The sequence below is a fragment of the Kitasatospora sp. NBC_00458 genome (assembly GCF_036013975.1).
GTDB lineage: Bacteria > Actinomycetota > Actinomycetes > Streptomycetales > Streptomycetaceae > Kitasatospora.
In genome coordinates, this window is sequence record NZ_CP107904.1 from 7,410,065 (window position 1) to 7,424,773 (window position 14,709).

Genomic DNA, 14,709 nt, shown 5'->3' on the forward strand with positions numbered 1-14,709 from the left:
CGGGCACCCGGAGGACACCGCGGAGCGGTGGGCCGACCCGGTCCGCCCACCGCTCCGCCGGTGCGTCGGCGCCCTCCGTGCGGGGAGCCCGCGGGCGCACGCACAAGCCGTCGGTCACATGGGCGGCTGCTCATCCTCTCCGGTCCGAACGAATCAGGAACGTGATCGTCCGTCTCTTCGGGACGACTGCTGCGTCAACTACCCGTTGGTAGTGCCGCGGCCCTGTTGTCGGGGTCATGGCTCTCGTGAAACAACGGAGTTGACGTCCACTCAGTCACCCAGGAGGACCCCGGATGAGAGCGCTGGCCCGAATCGTCCCGCCGTTGCTGCTCGCCACGGCGCTGGTCTGCACGGTCGTCGCCGGGCCGGCCGGCGCGGCCGCGCCCCCGGCGGCGGCCCCCGCCAAGGTGCCCGAGGCGGTGGGCTGGGGCGGCGCGGTGGCCAGCGTGGACGCCGACGCCACGGCCGCCGGGATCGAGGTGCTGCGCAAGGGCGGCAACGCGGTGGACGCCGCCGTGGCCGTCGCCGCCGCGCTCGGCGTCACCGAGCCGTACTCGGCCGGGATCGGCGGCGGCGGGTACTTCGTCTACTACGACCACGACACCGGCCGGGTGCACACCATCGACGGCCGCGAGGTGGCCTCCCGGACCGCCGACGAGTCGCTGTTCCTGGAGGGCGGCAAGCCGCTGCCGTTCGCCGACGCCGTCACCAGCGGCCTCTCCGTCGGCGTCCCCGGCTCCCCGGCGACCTGGGAGACCGCCGTCCGGCTCTGGGGCAAGCGCCCCTTCGCCGAGGCGCTCAAGCCCGCCCAGCGGATCGCCGAGCAGGGCTTCACCGTCGACCAGACCTTCCAGGACCAGACCGCGCTGAACCAGGCCCGGTTCAAGGACTTCCCCGACACCGCCCGGCTCTTCCTGCCCGGTGGCGCGCTCCCCGTCGTCGGCTCGACCTTCCGCAACCCGGACCTGGCCGCCACCTACCGCCAGCTCGGCCGGGAGGGCGTCAGGGCGCTCTACCAGGGCGACCTCGCCACCGACATCGTCCGCACCATCCAGCACCCGCCGGTCGACCCGGCCTCCGGGCGCACCGCCCGGCCGGGCAAGGTGGACGCCGCCGACCTGGCCGGCTACCAGGTCCGCCGTCAGCAGCCCACCCACGTCGCCTACCGGGACTACGACCTCTACTCGATCGCCCCGTCCAGCTCCGGCGGCACCACCGTCGGCGAGGCGCTCGGCATCCTGGAGGACGGCGAACTCGGCGGCTACGACGCCACGCAGTACTACCACCACTTCCTGGACGCCTCGCGGATCGCCTTCGCCGACCGCAACCGCTGGGTCGGCGACCCGGCCTTCAACGACGTCCCGGTGCGGGAGCTGCTCTCGGCGCGCTACGCCGCCTCCCGCGCCTGCCTGATCAGCCCCGACCGGGCCCTCACCAGCCCGCTCCCGCCCGGCGACCCGCGCCACCCCGCCGACTGCGCGAGCGACGGCGTGGCACCCGCCGCCGAGCCGTACGAGGGCCTGAGCACCAGCCACCTCACCGTGGCCGACCGCTGGGGCAACGTGGTCTCCTACACCCTGACCCTGGAGCAGACCGGCGGCAGCGGCATCACCGTCCCCGGCCGCGGCTTCCTGCTGAACAACGAGCTGACCGACTTCAACTTCACCCCGCTCGTGCCCGGGGTTCCCGACCCCAACCTGCCCGGCCCCGGCAAGCGGCCGCGCTCCTCGCTCTCGCCCACGATCGTGCTGCGGGACGGCGAGCCCGTGCTGGCGGCCGGTTCGCCCGGCGGCGCGACCATCATCACCACCACCCTCCAGGTGCTGCTCGGCCGCCTCGACCGGGGGCTGAGCCTGGAGCAGGCGATCGCCGCGCCGCGCGCCAGCCAGCGCAACACGGCCGCCACCCAGGCGGAGCCGGCCTTCCTGTCGCTGCCCGAACGGGCCCGGCTGGAGGCGCTCGGCCACGTGTTCGCGAGCACGCCCGAGATCGGTGCCGCGACCGGCGTCGAGCGGCTGCCGGACGGCCGCTGGGTCGCGGCCGCGGAACCGGTGCGCCGCGGCGGCGGCTCGGCGGCGGTGGTCCGGCCCGCCCCCTGACGCCCCTGGCCGGGGCCGTGGCCGGTCCGTGGCCGGGCCGGTCTGTCGGTGCCGTTCGGTAGATTCGGGGTGGACGCCTGCCAGGGCGTCCACCCCTCGTCCGCACCGCCATCGGGAAGGCCGCCCGCCGTGACCGTCCGCATCGCCACCTGGAACATCAACTCCGTCACCGCGCGGCTGCCCAAGCTCCTCGAATGGCTGGAGAGCGCCAAGCCCGACGTGCTCTGCCTCCAGGAGCTCAAGTGCGCGGCCGACGCGTTCCCGTACGAGCAGGTCCGCGAGCTGGGCTACGAGACCGCCGCCCACGGCACCGGCCGGTGGAACGGCGTGGCGATCGTCTCCCGGCTCGGCCTGGAGGACGTCGTCCGCGACCTCCCCGGCCAGCCCGGCTACCTCGCCGACGACGCCCTGCTGCCCGACGTCGAGCCGCGCGCCATCGCCGCCACCTGCGGACCGGTCCGGGTCTGGTCCGTCTACGTGCCCAACGGCCGCGAGGTCGACCACGCCCACTACCGCTACAAGCTGGAGTGGCTGGAGGCGCTGCGGCTGGCCTCGCTGGAGGACGCGGCCGGCTCCCGCCCGTTCGCCGTCCTCGGCGACTTCAACATCGCCCCGAGCGACGAGGACGTCTTCGACGTCGCCGCCTTCGAGGGCCTGACCCACGTCACCCCCGCCGAGCGGGCCGCGCTGGCGGCCTTGGACGACGCCGGCCTGCACGACGTGGTGCCCCGCCCGCTCAAGTACGACCGCCCCTACACCTACTGGGACTACCGCCAGCTGGCCTTCCCGAAGAACCGGGGCATGCGGATCGACCTGACCTACGCCAACAAGCCCTTCGCCGACGCCGTCACCGACAGCTACGTCGACCGCGAGGCCCGGAAGGGCAAGGGCACCTCGGACCACGCCCCGGTCGTCGTCGACCTCGATCTCTGAGTCACGGTGGGTGACGGCCCCTCCCCCGAACGGCCCCGAGCGGTGGCCGGGCGGGGGAGGGGTGCCTACCGTCGGTGAGTAACCGGGTGTAGTTGTTCGATCACGAGGACATCCGAGTCCCCGGCTGCGCCCGAGAATCCCGGAGGTTCCGGCATGCGCCCCACGCGTACGGCCGCCGCCGCCCTGATCGGCGCAGCGGTGCTGACCGGCCTGACGGCTCCCACCGCGCTGGCCAAGGACGGTGCCGCCACGGTCAGCCCGTCCCAGGCCGCACCGGGCCAGACCGTGACGGTCACGGTCTCCTGCGAGAAGTCCGACAAGCCCGAGGCCAAGACCATCAAGGCCAACTCCCAGGCCTTCGAGGGCGGCCCGGCCACCCTCACCCTCGGCTCGGACGGCAAGCACACCGGTTCCGCCCGGCTGGCGGGCAAGTACGGCGGTGACAACAAGGTCGACGGCACCTGCCCGGACGGCGGCTCCTTCGCCACGACCGTCACCGTGACGACGGTGACGGTCTCGTCCTCCGGGGCCGGTTCCACGCCGTCCGGGCTGGGCGGGTGGAGCGAGGCGGCCGGTGAGTGGGCCGGGTCGCTCGGGCAGTCCGGCGCGGGCAGCCAGCAGGTCGCCCCGCACGGCGCGGTGAAGACCGGCCTCGGCGGCTCGGTGGCGGCCGACCCGATGGAGCTCGCGGGCGGCGTACTGCTGGTGGCCGGCGGTGTGGGCGGCTTCTGGCTGCTGCGCCGGCGGGCCGGCGACGGGTCCGCCTGAAGGGGAGCCGCACCGGAGCGGTTCGCTCGGGGGTGCCGCCGGACGGACCGTCCGGCGGCACCCCTGTCGGCCGTCCGCCCGGCGGTCGGGGCGCCGGGTCGTCAGGCCGTCGCCGGGCCTCCGGCGTAGCGCGTGACCGGCGCGCCCCAAGCACCCGGCGCACCCGCCGCGTCCTCGGCGCTCTCGGCGTCCGCGGCGTCGGCGGCGGCCCTGAGCGCGCCGGTGGCCAGCAGGTACTGCGCCAGGATGTACGTCGCCATGATCCAGAACTGGTGCCCCGGCAGCTCCCGCCACTTGGCCAGCTTGGTGGCGATCAGCGTGTCGGAGAGCAGGAACAGCGCCCCGCCCAGCCCGGTCCGCAGGCCAAGCCCGGCCGAGGCGACGGCCGTCGAGGCGAGCAGCAGGCTGTACCCGGCCACCGGCACCTGGAGGTCCCCGAGGTCCGGCCAGAGCCGGCCGACCATCGTCGCCCAGGCCGCCGCGTACGCCGCCGCCACCAGCAGCGCCCGGCGCCGCTCGGTGAGCGCCCCCTGGCCGACGAACATCGTCACGTAGCAGACGTGCGCCGCCGCGAACGAGCCCATGCCGGCCAGGAACGCGGTGTCGTCGCCGAGCTGGAGCAGCACGTCCCCGCCCGCGCTCAGCAGCAGTGCGGGCGCCAGCAGCTTCGGCGCCCGCCGGCCCGCCGCCTCGGCGTCGGCCACGCTGTGCGCGGCCAGCAGCGGCATCAGTGCCGGTTTGGTGGCGTGCCGGAGCGCCGGGGTGTCGCTCAGGATCGCGCCGAGATGGGCCGCCGAGGTGGCGGCGAAGCCGGTGAGCAGTCCGGTGGCCGAACGCAGGCGGCCGCCGAGAACGGCGCGGGTGGTCGTACGGATGCTCATGCGGTGGTGTCCTCCGGGTGGGCGGGGAGCGGGGAGCGGGGAGCGGGGAGCGGGTGGAGCGGGGGTCCGGCGGGGGCGGGTCGGCCCGTGCCGGGCACGATAGGCGACCGGCGCAGGGCATGGAAGAGATTGTTACCCGTGCGTAGGTTCCGGTCGCGAGGGGGGTGGGGCACCGGGCCGGACCGCCGCGCGGGCGGCGCACCGGCGCCGGGTGCGAGGTGACACACGGTTCGGCCGCCCGGGGACCCGGTAGCTGCCACGGCGGCAGCCCCCACCGTCTACTCTGGTCCACGACATGGAGCAGCAGGAGTACGCGACCGGCACCGCGCGGGTGACCGGTGGCACGGCGGACGGGCGCGCGGGCGGAGCGGGGCGAGGCGCCACCGACGCCGTCGTCGTCGTACGCGCCCCCGCCCCCGCCACCACGCCCCCGCCGCTGTCCGCGCCCGCGTCCGATGCCTTGGCGGCGAACGGAGCTGACGCCCCGCAAGGGGGCGCCGAGGCCGCTCCCGGCGGCTCCGCTCCGGTATCCGACCCGATGTCCGTTCCCCGGCTCGTGCTCTCGCCCGACCCGGGGCTGCTCCGGCTCGCCGAGTGGTTCGCCCGGGCCGACCGGGCCGCCGCCGACGACCTCTGCGCCGCCGCCTTCGGCCTCTACCCGGCCCGTCACTTCGGCGCGCCCGCGGCACCGGTACCCGCGGCGGGCGTCGCACCTGCCGCACCCGTCATACCCGCACCCGTCGCACCCGGGCCCGCCGGGCCGGTGCCGGCCGAACCCGCCCCCGCCGGGCCGGAGTCCACCCCCGCCGCGCTCGCCCCGGGCGCCCCCGCCGGGCCCGAGCCGGCGGCGGACGTCAGCTGGTGGCACGGCCCCACCGCCCACACCCCCGTGCCGCTGCGCACCCGCGAGGCCCGGCCGGCCCGCGGTCTGCGCCGCGCCCGCCGGGACGCCGGCGCGCTCCCCGTCGTCCTCTCGGGCGCCAAGCCGGGCAGGCCCGGCAAGCACCGCAAGCCCGAACGCACCCGGGGCGCGGCCGCCGCGACGCAGGACCGCTCCGCCGCCACCACGGCCGCCGAACGACGGATCGCCGCCCGGCTGTTGCTCGCCCACCCGCTGGTGACCGCCTCCGGGCCGCACGCCGACGGCTTCCCGCTGATCCGCCGTCACCGCGACTGGCTCACCGAGCGGTTCGACACCCTGCTCGGCTACCGCCTGGTCGTCGGCCCCTGGCACGCCCGTCTGCACAAGGCGGGCCTCGGCTCCGGGTGCACCCGCCGCCTCGAACACCCGGTCACCGGTGCGCCGTTCACCCCCGGCGGGTACGCCCAGCTGGCGCTCGCGCTGGCCCTGCTGGTCGACGCGCCCGAGCGGCTGCCGCTCGGGGTGCTGCTGGCCGCGATGCGCGCCGCGGGCCCGGACGCCGCGTCCGCGCCGGACGCCGCGCGCGCCGACCTCGGCATGGCGCTCGCCGCGCTGGCCGACTGGCAGGTGCTGGCCGACCTTCCGGCGGACCCGGGCCGCCCGGCCGGTCCGGCCGACGGCGAGGCCGTCCTGACGGTCGACCGGGAGCTCGCCCGCGCCGTCCCGGCCGGCCCGCCCGCGCTCGCCGCCGACGCCGCCGAGCTGGTCCGCCGCGCCGCCGAGGCCGAACCCGGCACCGCCGTCCGCCGCCGGCTCGCCGAGACCCCGGTCGTGCTCGCCACCGACCTGCCCGAGGACCAGCGCGCCTGGCTGTGCGACCACCGCCACTCCGGCCCGGCCGCGCTCGCCGAGTTCCTCGGCCTGGAGGCCGAGCACCGTGCCGAGGGCGTCGCCCTGCTCGACCCCGCCGAGGAGCTCACCGACCTCGCGCCGCCCGGCGCCGGCACCCTCGCCCAGGCGGCCCTGCTGCTGGTCGAACGCCTGGTGGAGGAGGTCCGGCCGCTCCCCGGGGAGGCCGCCGACACCGACGTGTCCGTCCCGGACGCGCTGATAGACGGGGTCCTCGGCGACATCGCCGACGAGTACGGGCTCCCGGCCGGCTGGCGCCGCGACTACCTGGCGGACCGCACGGCGCTGCGCCGCGACGCGCTGGACCTGCTCCACCGGATGGGCCTGATCACCCCCGCCCCCCGCGGCACCCGCCCCCCGGGCTGGCTCCTGCGGGCCCCCGCCGCCCGCTACGCCCCGGCCCCCGACCTCCTGCCGGCCCCCGGCACCGGCCGCCACTCCCGCCGCGACCCCGAGGTCACCATCCCCGCCCCGGCGTCCCCGAGGGCCGAACAGCACGCGTGAGGGTCAGACGCGGACGATCTCGATCCGGCTGCCGCAGAGCATGGTCATGTCGTCGGGGTCGGACGTGAAGATCGTCACCGCACCGTGTTGCCGCACCGCGATGGCGGCGAGGGCGGCGTCAATGGCGTACTTGTGGCCATGGAGGCCCGCATCGGCGAGCAGCGCGATCGCCTCGCCCGCGATCTCCTCGGTGACCGGTTCGACGGTGATGCGTGACAGCATCCACTGCCAGAGCGGGCGGTTGACCTTCTTGTGGTAGCTCTCCACCAGGGTCATCGAACTCGTGACGACCCGGATTCCCTGCTGACTCGCGGCCTTGATCCGGGCGCCCATGAGGGGATCGCCGTTCACCGCCCGGGAGAGCGCCTCGCAGTCGAGTACATGAGTGAAGTTCATCAGCTGGCCCGCTGCATCGGCTGGGGCGGGTTGGCGCGCTCGGCATGACGGCGGTGGAGCTCGCGAAGCTCCTCCTCGGCCCGGGTCAGGGCGTCGTCCGGTACCGGGCCGTACTCCGTCTCCCAGCGGTCGACGAACTCCGCGAGCCGGTCCTGTTCGTGCTTGAGCCTTATGGCCTGCGTGACGTAGCGACTGAACTCGCCGGGGCCGACGAGGGAGCGGATCTCCTCCGCGAGCTCCTCGGGCAGGGTCACGGTGTACTTCTTGGTGGTGGCCATACCGGTGACCATACCACGCCTCCGCGTGACCCCGGTCACATCACCGGCTGGCCGTGGCCGTCGCCACCGTGTCGTGCCGGACGGTCTCCACGGTGGCGCCGACACTGAGGGTGCCGAGGGCGAGCGAGGCGAGGACGGCGGCGCAGGCCAGGAATCGGCGGTGGCGCTTGGGCAGGGGGAAGCGCGGATCCTGGAGGGTCGCCGGAGGGTTGGCGTTCATGACAGGGAGCGTTCCAGGGTGGCATGAACGGTCGCTACGTGCGGGTGAAGTCCGGGTGGGGGGCGGGCGTCGGCTTGGGCGACACGGGCGAAGCCGCAGGTCACGCCCCGCCCCCGGGGTGGGGGCGGGGCGTGATGGTTCACCCGGACGGGGGACGCCGGCCGCCGTTCCGGGCGTCCGCGAGGGCCTCGCCGACGGCCACCCGGACGGCGTCCCGCAGGCCGTGCGCGGCGTGGAGCCGGGAGGGTCCGGCGGCCGGGTCCTCCCGCAGCTCCTTCACCAGGGCGACACAGAGCAGCAGCATCACCACGACGAACGGCAGCGCGACCAGGATGGTGGCGTTCTGCAGCGCGGTGAGTCCGCCGGCCAGCAGCAGCGCGGCGGCGACCCCGCCCATCAGGACGCCCCAGGCCACCACCAGCCAGGTGCGCGGGTGCAGCGACCCGCGGCTGGAGAGCGAGCCGAGGACGAGCGAGGCGGAGTCGGCGCTGGTGATGAAGAAGGTCATCACCAGCAGCACCGCGACCACGCTGGTCACCGAGCCGAGCGGCAGTGAGCGCAGCATCTCGAACAGCGAGGCCTCCGCACCCTGCGGGATGGTCGCGACGAGGTCGGCGGCGCCGGTGCTGTCCAGTCGGATGGCCGTGCCGCCCATCACGCAGAACCAGAAGACGGTGGCCCCGCTGGGTACCAGCAGCACGCCCACCAGGAACTGGCGGACGGTGCGGCCGCGGGAGATCCGGGCGATGAAGGTGCCGACGAACGGCGCCCAGGAGAGCCACCACGCCCAGTAGAAGATGGTCCAGGTGCCGAGCCAGCTCTCGTCGGTGAAGGCCCCGGTCTGGGTGGACATGGCGAGCAGGTCGGAGAGGTAGCCGCCGACGGTGGAGGGGATCGAGTCCAGGACGAAGACGGACGGGCCGAAGACGAAGACGAAGAGCATGATCAGCGAGGCCAGCACGACGTTCGCGGTGGAGAGCCACTTGACGCCCTTGTGCACGCCGGAGAAGGCGGAGACGACGAAGGCCGCGCTCAGCGAGCCGATGACGATCAGCTGGGTGCGCTCGGTGTTCTCGACCGAGGAGACGTAGCCGAGGCCGTCGGCCACCTGGAGGGCGCCGAGGCCGAGGCTGGTGGCCGAGCCGAAGACGGTGGCGAAGACGGCGAGCATGTCGATGGCCCGGCCCGGCCAGCCGTCGGCGCCGCGCCGGCCGATCAGCGGGACGAAGGCGGAGGAGATCCGGTTGCCCCGGCCCTTGCGGAAGGTGGTGTAGGCGAGCGCGAGGCCGCAGACCGCGTAGATCGCCCAGGGGTGCAGGGTCCAGTGGAAGAGCGAGAACTCCAGCGCCTGCTGGGCGGCGGCCGCGGACTGCGGCTCCAGGCCGGAGCCGGGCTGCGGGCTGGCCCACAGCTGGAGCGGCTCGCCGACGCCGTAGAACATCAGGCCGATGCCCATGCCGGCGCTGAACATCATGGCGATCCAGGCGAGGGTGGAGAACTCCGGTTCGTCGTCGTCGCGGCCGAGCCGGATCCGGCCGAAGCGGCTGAAGGCGAGCAGGACGGCGAGGGCGAGGAAGACGTCGGCGGCGACGATGAAGAGCCAGCCGAAGTTGTGCAGGACCCAGCCGAGGGCGCTGCTGGAGGTCCGGCCGAGCGAGTCCTCGGCGAAGACGCCCCAGGCGACGACCGCCAGTACCAGGACGGCGCTGATCCCGAACACCGCCCGGTCGACGGGGAGGGTGGCGGCGGGTTCGTCCGGCGGCTCGGGCGGCTGACTGGTCATGGGGGTACCTCTCGCGGCGTACTGGCTGGTCGACGGCATGATCGGAAAAGGGATACATGTCGTACTATGTCCAGTTCCCGCGGGGAGGCGGGGGAGGGCACGCCGGGGAGGACGAGGTGACGGGGCGTCGGGCGGGCGGTCCGTCAGGCGGCCGCGTACTCGTGCACCGGGGGCAGGGCGGCGTCCAGGTACCCGGCGAGGGCCGTCCGGCTGCGGGTCAGCTCGCCGATCCGGGCGTCGAGTTCGGTCAGCTCGCCGCGGAGGGTGTCGAGCAGTTCGGGGCAGGCCTCCAGGGCCGGGACCGGGCCGTGGGCGCACGGGAGGATGCTCGCGATCACCCGGGTCGACAGGCCCGCTGCCAGCAGGCTGCGGATCTGCCGCACCCGGATCGCGTCCTCCTCGGCGTACTCGCGGTAGCCGGCGGCGGAGCGGGCCGGTCGGAGCAGGCCCTGCTCCCCGTAGTACCGCAGCAGGCGGGTGGACACCCCGGTCAGGCGGGCGAGTTCTCCGATGCGCATGACGGGGCGAACGCCGTGCCCCGCCGGGGTGTTCCCCTACGGGCGCGGGCGCGGGCGGGCCGGGCGGGGCCGCCCCGGCGTCCGGCGGTGGGCGCTACCCGGCGGCCGGGCCGGTGTCCGAGGACCGGGCGGTGCGGACGGCCTGACCGGTTCCGGCGGCCGGGCCGGTGAGGAAGTCCAGCACCAGCTGCCGCAGCCCGGGCAGCTGCTCGACCATCGGCAGGTGGCCGGCCGTCAGCTCGGCCCAGCGGGCGCCGGGGATGCCCTCGGCCAGCGCGCGGTGCTGCTCCGGCGCCACCAGGCCGTCCTCGGTGGTCGAGATCACCAGGGTCGGTACGGCGACGGCGGCGAGCTCGGCGCGGACGTCGGCCCGGGCGGCCAGGTCGAACTGCCAGCGGAACCCGGCCGGCACCGGGGCCGCCGCCAGGGCGGCCCGGAGGGCGGCGAACTCCTCGGCCGGGAGGGCGTCGAGCCAGGTGCGGCCGAACCCCGCCGTCAGGGTCTGGACGGCCAGCAGCGCCGGCTGCCCGGCCAGGGCGACCGCCTGGTCGGCCAGCAGCCGGAACCGCCGGGATCCGCCGGCCACCCCGGCGAGCAGCAGGAGCGAGCGGACCCGCCCGGGGTGGCGGGTGACGGCCCGCACGGCGACGGCGGCGCCGAGCGAGTAGCCGGCCAGGTCGAACTCGGCCAGGCCCTCGGCGTCGGCGGCGGCCACCAGGCGGTCCGCCAGTTCGTCGAGCGAGCGCTCGCCCGGTTCGTCGGGGCTGTCGCCGGAGCCGGGGTAGTCGGGGGCGACGACGGTGCGGTGGGCGGCCAGGTCGTCGAGCAGCGGGCCCCAGTTGTCCCGGGCGCTGCCGCCCGCCCCGTGGGCGAGCAGCAGGCCCGGGCCGGAGCCCCGGACGATCCGGGCGAGCGGGGCGGGGGCGGCCTTCGGGGTGGTCATGGCGGTGCTCCTGTGCGGGTGGTCGGGCCGGCCGGGTGGCCGGCCCGCTCCGCACGCTAGGAGTTGACACCGGTGTGAAGGTCAAGGAGCCGCCCGGTTCGCCGCCGCGGGCCGTCCGCGGCCGCCCGGAGCGGGGGCCGCGGGGGCGCGGCGCCCTCCGGCGGCGGTCGGCGCCGACGACGGGGCGCGCCGGAGCCCCGGCCGGCGCCCGGAGCGGCCCGACCCCCCCCGGCTCCGCCGGCCTCAGGCGCTGGACTGGACCTCGTACGGGGCCGGGTACGGCGTCTCGTACGGGGTCAGCACCAGCCGCACCACGTCCTCCAGCCGCCGCCGGGCGTCGCCGAGCGTGGTCCGGCCGGTCACCCAGGCGGTCAGCTCGCCCTGCCAGGCGTGGCCGACGATGTGCCGCACGAGGTCGCTCGCGGCGGCCGGGACCTCGGCCATCACCGCCTGGAGCGCGGCACTGTCGGCCCGGGCCATGCCCTGGAGGGCCTCGCTGGCGAACGGGTCGGTGGAGGAGGCGACGGCCACCCGGAGCCGGGCGAGTTCGGGCTGGCGCTGGTAGGCGCGCATCCCGCCGCGGACGAACCGCACCACCCGGTCGGTGGTGCCCAGGCCGGCGCGCGGTCCGCGTAGCTCCACCACCAGGTCGGCCAGCAGCAGCCGGTGCCATTCGGCGATGGCGGCGGCCAGCAGGTGGTCCTTGGAGGAGAAGTAGCGGTACGCCGTCCCCAGGGCGACTCCGGACCGCTCGCAGACCTGCTTCATCTGCAGCCGCTCGACGCCGATCTCGTTCACCAGGGCGAGCGCGGCCGCGATCAGACTCTCGCGGCGTTCGAGTTGACGCGGAGACATCGCCTCCACCGGCCGTGGTGACAGGTCAACCTTGGTCACCCGCACCATGATACGGGCCGGGGCCGCTCAGGAATATGACGCCGACCGGCCGCCCGCCGTTCTCCCCCCGGTCATCCGGCCCCGGACGGCCCGACCCGGCCCGCGGCGGCCCGTCCGGTGCGGGGCCCGGTGCGGGCCCGGCCCGTGGTCAGCGCGGCGCGACCAGGCGCTCGCGGATCAGCGCCTCCTGCACGGCGGAGGCCACCAGGCGCCCCTCCCGGTCGTAGAACTCTCCCAGCGACAGCCCGCGGCCGTCCGAGGAGGACGGGCTGCGCTGGGCGAACAGCAGCCACTCGTCGGCCCGGAACGGCCGGTGGAACCACATCGCGTGGTCCAGCGAGGCCATCAGCAGCCGCGGCGGCCCGCTGCGCTGGAAGAAGTTCGGCTGGAGGTGCAGCCCGGCCGTCGAGGCGAGCGTGAGGTCCGAGAGGTAGGTGAGCGCGCAGACGTGCAGCAGGGGGTCGTCGGCGGGCAGCGGGGAGCCGGCGCGCAGCCAGACGAACTGCTGCGGCATGCCCGGGACGGCGGGCGGCACGCCCGGTGCGTCCGGCGGGACGAACCGCAGTTCCAGCGCGCCGAACCCGCTGCGGGCGAGCGCCGCGCGGGCCGCGTCGTCCCAGGACGCGAAGGCGTCCGGCAGCTCCTCCGGGCCGGGGAGGGCGGGTGTCTCGCGGTGCCGGTCGGCGGCCCGCTCGGGGCGCTTGAAGGACGCGGAGAGGGTGAAGACCGCCTCGCCGTGCTGCATCGCGGTCACCCGGCGGGTGGCGTAGGAGGAGCCCTGGCGGACCTCGTCGACCCGGTAGTCGATCGGGTGGGACGGGTCGCCGGCCACCAGGAAGTAGCCGTGCAGCGAGTGCACCGCGCGGTCGGCCCCGACCGTCCGCCCGGCCGCCACGAGTGCCTGCGCGGCGACCTGGCCGCCGAACGCGCGCATCGGCGCCCCGGCGTGGCAGTGTCCGCGGAACGTGTTCTCGTCGAGCCGCTCGATCAGCAGCAGCTCGGCGAACGGGCCGGCGGTGTCGGTCGCCGGTCTCTCCTGTTCGGTCAGCTCGGTCACGGGCCCATAGTGACAGACGGCGCCCGTCCGCCGGTGTGACCTGGGTAACCCTTTCGGGGGAACCTTGTCCGTAGAACCTGTTTCAGTTCGAGGCGTCCGGGGCGGGTGGGGAGCAGCGCGAAGGCCGACTGTCAGTGCCCTGACCTAACGTGTTCGGCATGTCGCAATCCGCACACGCGTACGCCTATCTGCGCCCGTCCGCCGTCCTCGACGGCACGGCCGGCCGGCGCCTCGCCCTGGAGACCTCCGGCGGCGCCACCCCGCTCGGGGCGGCCGCGCACCCCCGCTTCTTCGCGGGCTTCCTGGCCGAGCCCGAGCCGGCCGCCGCCGCGCTGCTCGCCGTCGCCGACGTCGCCGCCGCCCGCTACTACCAGCCGCAGCTGCGGGCCTCGCTCGACCCGGTGGTCACCGCCAACGGCGACCGGCTCCGGTTCGAGTCCTTCTCCGGGTGCTGCGGCGTCTACGCCCGCCTCGACGTGCTCGCCGCCGGCCTGGACGGCGACGAGATCGGCCACGGCACCACCAACGTCGACGTCAACAACCCGCTGCGCGAGGCGCTCTCCCGGATAGGCCGGGCCGAGCCGCTGCACCTCGCCGTCGGACCGGACGCGCTGGAGGTCACCACCTTCGACGGGCCGGTCGTCGAGAAGAAGGTCCCGCTGCCGGAGCGCTGGCTGCGCGGCTTCGCCGAGACCCAGGTCACCGCCGCCGGCTTCGACCTGCGGGCCGAGCTGCCCGCCGCCGAGGCGGTCCGCTTCCTGCGCTCGCTGCCGCGCGGCGGCGGCGGCGGTCGGGCCGGGGCCCGGGTCAGCCAGTGGGTGGTGCCGGCCGGGCGGACGCTGCGCCCGACCACCCGGCCGGTGCCCGGCGCGGTCTGCCTGCCCGGCCCCGAGCGGCTGGCCGCGCTCCAGCGGGTGCTGCGGCACGCGCTGGCGCTGCGGGTGTACGGCCCGGTCGCGGGCGACGGCCCGGCCGCCTCCGCCTGGGAGGTGGTGCTCCCGGGGATGCGCCTGACGCTCACCCTGTCGCCGGACGCCTCCCGGGGCTTCTCCGGCGAGGGCGGGGTGCTCGGGGCGCTGGCCACCGACACCGCCGAGCCGGACGCCGAACTGGTCGCGGCGCTGCTCGCCTGGGAGCCGCGGATCGAGGTCGCCGAGCTGGCCGAGCAGGCCGGGCTCACCCCGGCCCGGGTGCGGGCCGCGCTCACCCGGCTCGGCACCGGTGGGCAGATCGGCTACGACGCCGCCGAGGCCGCGTACTTCCACCGTCAGCTGCCGTACGACGCCGGGCGGGCCGAGGACCGCAACCCGCGGCTGCGGGCCGCGCGCGCCCTGGTGGCGGCCGGCGCGGTCCGGCTGGAGGAGGGCGGCGGGCTCGCCACCGTCACGGTGGACGACCACATCCAGCGGGTGCGGTCGGACGCGGCGGGCGCGGTCGGCTGCACCTGCCTCTGGTGGGCCAAGTACCGCGGCGGGCGCGGGCCCTGCAAGCACGTCCTGGCGGTCGGGATGGTCCGGGAGGAGGCCCTCCGGGGCGGGCCGGCCGGGGACGGTGCGGTTCGGCGCGGTGCGGTTCGGGACGGTGCGGGTCAGGACGGTTCGGGTCAGGACGGGATGCTTCCGGAGGGGGCGCGATGAGCGGGACGGGCACGATCGGCGGGGAGC

At 75.9% G+C, this 14,709-nt stretch carries 14 protein-coding genes; 5 read left to right on the forward strand and 9 right to left on the reverse strand.

The window, feature by feature from the left end; all coding sequences use genetic code 11:
* Window positions 1–293 precede the first annotated feature (293 nt).
* From ggt to OG550_RS30260, 3 genes are all read left to right on the forward strand, one after another.
* Window positions 294–2,099 (forward strand): gamma-glutamyltransferase, encoded by a 1,806-nt coding sequence (gene ggt / locus OG550_RS30250; protein WP_327682885.1) that lies wholly within the window; start codon window positions 294–296, stop codon window positions 2,097–2,099.
* Between the two features lie 129 nt (window positions 2,100–2,228).
* Entirely contained in the window at window positions 2,229–3,032 is an 804-nt protein-coding gene (locus tag OG550_RS30255) for an exodeoxyribonuclease III (RefSeq protein ID WP_327682887.1), read from the forward strand.
* 153 nt (window positions 3,033–3,185) lie between these two features.
* Window positions 3,186–3,800, forward strand: a complete 615-nt coding sequence (locus OG550_RS30260; RefSeq protein WP_327682889.1) for a hypothetical protein — start codon at window positions 3,186–3,188, stop codon at window positions 3,798–3,800.
* Window positions 3,801–3,901: 101 nt separating this feature from the next.
* Here the strand turns inward: OG550_RS30260 and OG550_RS30265 are convergent, their stop codons facing one another.
* The gene (locus OG550_RS30265) at window positions 3,902–4,681 is read right to left on the reverse strand and encodes a lysoplasmalogenase (RefSeq protein ID WP_327682891.1); all 780 of its coding nucleotides are present in this window, start codon (window positions 4,679–4,681) and stop codon (window positions 3,902–3,904) included.
* Between the two features lie 295 nt (window positions 4,682–4,976).
* Here OG550_RS30265 and OG550_RS30270 point away from each other — a divergent pair, with 295 nt between their 5' ends.
* Window positions 4,977–6,956: a DUF2398 family protein gene (locus OG550_RS30270; protein WP_327682893.1), complete on the forward strand. Its 1,980-nt coding sequence runs from the start codon at window positions 4,977–4,979 to the stop codon at window positions 6,954–6,956.
* Between the two features lie 3 nt (window positions 6,957–6,959).
* On the opposite strand, the gene OG550_RS30275 is transcribed toward OG550_RS30270, so the two are convergent.
* The 8 genes from OG550_RS30275 to OG550_RS30310 all read right to left on the reverse strand — a co-directional run bounded on the left by OG550_RS30275 (window position 6,960) and on the right by OG550_RS30310 (window position 13,045).
* Window positions 6,960–7,352: a PIN domain-containing protein gene (locus OG550_RS30275; RefSeq protein ID WP_327682894.1), complete on the reverse strand. Its 393-nt coding sequence runs from the start codon at window positions 7,350–7,352 to the stop codon at window positions 6,960–6,962.
* The gene (locus tag OG550_RS30280) at window positions 7,352–7,630 is read right to left on the reverse strand and encodes a hypothetical protein (RefSeq protein ID WP_327682896.1); all 279 of its coding nucleotides are present in this window, start codon (window positions 7,628–7,630) and stop codon (window positions 7,352–7,354) included. Before OG550_RS30280 ends, OG550_RS30275 begins: the two co-directional genes overlap by 1 nt.
* 40 nt (window positions 7,631–7,670) lie before the next feature.
* Window positions 7,671–7,850: a hypothetical protein gene (locus OG550_RS30285; RefSeq protein WP_327682898.1), complete on the reverse strand. Its 180-nt coding sequence runs from the start codon at window positions 7,848–7,850 to the stop codon at window positions 7,671–7,673.
* 139 nt (window positions 7,851–7,989) lie between these two features.
* Complete coding sequence (locus tag OG550_RS30290; RefSeq protein WP_327682900.1) at window positions 7,990–9,633, reverse strand: BCCT family transporter; 1,644 nt, start codon at window positions 9,631–9,633, stop codon at window positions 7,990–7,992.
* A gap of 143 nt (window positions 9,634–9,776) precedes the next feature.
* Window positions 9,777–10,151 (reverse strand): MerR family transcriptional regulator, encoded by a 375-nt coding sequence (locus tag OG550_RS30295; RefSeq protein WP_327682902.1) that lies wholly within the window; start codon window positions 10,149–10,151, stop codon window positions 9,777–9,779.
* A gap of 94 nt (window positions 10,152–10,245) precedes the next feature.
* Entirely contained in the window at window positions 10,246–11,094 is an 849-nt protein-coding gene (locus OG550_RS30300; protein ID WP_327682904.1) for an alpha/beta fold hydrolase, read from the reverse strand.
* 243 nt (window positions 11,095–11,337) lie between these two features.
* Window positions 11,338–11,988, reverse strand: a complete 651-nt coding sequence (locus tag OG550_RS30305; RefSeq protein ID WP_327682906.1) for a TetR/AcrR family transcriptional regulator — start codon at window positions 11,986–11,988, stop codon at window positions 11,338–11,340.
* Window positions 11,989–12,136: 148 nt separating this feature from the next.
* Window positions 12,137–13,045, reverse strand: coding sequence for an acyl-CoA thioesterase (locus tag OG550_RS30310; RefSeq protein ID WP_327682908.1), 909 nt, complete (start codon window positions 13,043–13,045; stop codon window positions 12,137–12,139).
* A 158-nt stretch (window positions 13,046–13,203) separates the two neighbouring features.
* Between OG550_RS30310 and OG550_RS30315 the strand changes: the two genes are divergently transcribed.
* Entirely contained in the window at window positions 13,204–14,682 is a 1,479-nt protein-coding gene (locus tag OG550_RS30315; protein WP_327682910.1) for an SWIM zinc finger family protein, read from the forward strand.
* Window positions 14,683–14,709 lie beyond the last annotated feature (27 nt).